The organism is Modicisalibacter xianhensis, from assembly GCF_900113605.1.
Taxonomy (GTDB): Bacteria; Pseudomonadota; Gammaproteobacteria; order Pseudomonadales; family Halomonadaceae; genus Modicisalibacter; species Modicisalibacter xianhensis.
This window is the reverse complement of sequence record NZ_FOPY01000040.1, coordinates 1-2,175: the sequence shown is the minus strand read 5'-3', so window position 1 is coordinate 2,175 and position 2,175 is coordinate 1. Positions and strand designations below refer to the sequence as shown.

The window sequence follows — 2,175 nt, the reverse complement described above, 5'->3', positions numbered from 1 at the left end:
AATCGCCAGCGGCCCCATGCGTTTAATGCAGGGATCCCGCCTGCGTTAGCTGAAGAAAAACTTAAAACACTGTCCGGGATTAGTTGACCACTACACTGTGTGCCGGTAAAGTCCCAGCGCGAGGGTGGCTCGGCCGCCTTCCATTCCGCCAGGGCTCGCTCGGCCTCGTCGTACCGGCGTGCATCGGCATAGGCATAGATCAACGACTCGTAGCGCGGATTGTTGAAGTCGCGTGCGAGACTGGGGTTGGAAGCAATCAACGAGGCATAGATTTCACGCGCCTCGTCCGGGCGCCCCAGGCCGCTGAGCGCATCGGCTCGGGCTTCACGTACGTAGTTGGGCAGCGGGCCGCCGTAGCGGGCTTCCAGTTGCGTGGCGAGTGCCTCGGCCTCTTCGAAACGACGTAACGCAGCGAGAACCACGACCTTGTCGTACAGCGCGCGTTGGATCAGGCCAGGGTCGGCGTTCGGCGAAGCAATGACGGCGTCAAGATCCGTCAGTGCCGCCGAGTGTCGAGCCACCTCGTTGGTGCTCTCGGCCAGACGCATCTTGCTGACGGCATCGTAGTAACGCAGCCACAGGCGATCCGATGCGGTGAATGCATTGGGGTATTCCTGCATCAGGCGCTCGGCGGCGCTGCGGGCCCCCAAGGTCACGGCCAGGCGGTAGAGCGCCTGGATTTCCTGTTCGTTACGGGGCTGGCGCTCGATGAGCAACTGGCGGGCCTGCAGCTCCGCAATGGGGTTATCGCTACGTGCAGCCAGGTAAGCGCGTGCCTCGTACCAGTCGTCGGTACGCCCAAATTGCTCTTCGTAACGCGCCAGTGCCCAGTTGGCTGATTCGTAGTAGTCCTGCTCGATATTGGTCAGGGCCAGGCCAAGCCACCCCTGGGCATTGTTTGCATCGCGAAAGGTCAGGGCCTGGTAGAACGTCTGTGCACGCTCATGCTCCCCAGCCAATCGTGCCGCTCGGCCCAAAGCTTCCAGGCTGGTGAGGGAATAGTCTTCTACGCTGCATTCTGCGCAGAGGTCCAGTGCCTGCCGGTAGCGTTCGTCACGGACCATCAGGGCAATCAGATCATCAAGGACAGCGCGATCGCCGGTTTGAGCATAAAGACGCGAAAGCCCTTCGATCGCTTGGTCAAGTTGCCCTTGGCGGGCCATGATTACCCAGGACTCTCGTTGGGCATCGAGATTTCCCTGCGCCAGAGTCACGTTTGCACTCAGCAGTGCCGCCAGGCACAGCAGCGTCCTTGTTGCTTTGCTCATTCAGTATCCCCTTGCCATCCCTGATTTCTGCTGTAACTCGGAGTAGCAGGTCTGTTTCTTCGATTAAGTTGTCAGTTAGTCGCGTAACCAACGGTGAAACACGCACATGATAAGAGGGGATGAAAAGAGTCCCAACCTGACTTTTGTTCATCGCACGGATGGTTTTTTCTGCCTCGATATGGGGCGTGAAGTTTAATTTGAATGGTTTGTTGGGTGGAACGTTTTAAATCCAGAGAGTAGTAGTTTGTTAATGCTTACTAACATTGCTTTAGTTTTGGAAATATTAGTATTTTTGAAGTTAATGTTGCTTTGTAATATTGTGCCGAGAGTCAGAGGAAAAATAATTTTGACCTGTGTCAAAAGACGAGTCGTTGGATGCATTCAAGAGTGGATTATAAATAATACTGTCACATTTTTAGTTAGCCGGCCTTCCGGAGTAGGGCAGTTTAAATCCGCCATACTCCGGTTGTGATGTACAGCGTGAGTTCCGGCAAAGCAGGCGTTGGGCTTACTCGACGGTGACCGACTTGGCCAGGTTGCGCGGCTGGTCGACGTCGGTGCCCTTGAGCACGGCGACGTGATAGGACAGCAGCTGCAACGGCAACGTATAGAGAATCGGTGTCAGCGCCTCGTCGACGTACGGCAGCCGCAGCACACGGATGCCTTCAGCGTCATCCAGGGGGACACGCTCGTCGGCGAACACGAACAGCTCGCCGCCACGGGCTCGCACCTCCTGCAGGTTGGACTTGAGCTTTTCGAGCAGCTCGTCGTTGGGCGCCACGGAAATCACCGGCATTTCGCTGTCGACCAGCGCCAGCGGCCCATGCTTGAGCTCCCCGGCGGGATAGGCCTCGGCATGGATGTAGGAAATCTCCTTGAGCTTGAGCGCCCCTTCCAGCGCGATCGG

Annotated in this window: 2 protein-coding genes; both read right to left on the bottom strand. The window is 57.2% G+C overall.

All coding sequences use genetic code 11. The features are described from left to right. The coding region (locus tag BM194_RS20365; protein WP_479691187.1) for a PgaA family protein at positions 1–1,268 on the bottom strand (1,268 nt) is incomplete at its 3' end. A gap of 508 nt (positions 1,269–1,776) precedes the next feature. After that, positions 1,777–2,175: SIS domain-containing protein (locus BM194_RS20360; protein ID WP_143097656.1), on the bottom strand; the 399-nt coding region annotated here is incomplete at its 5' end.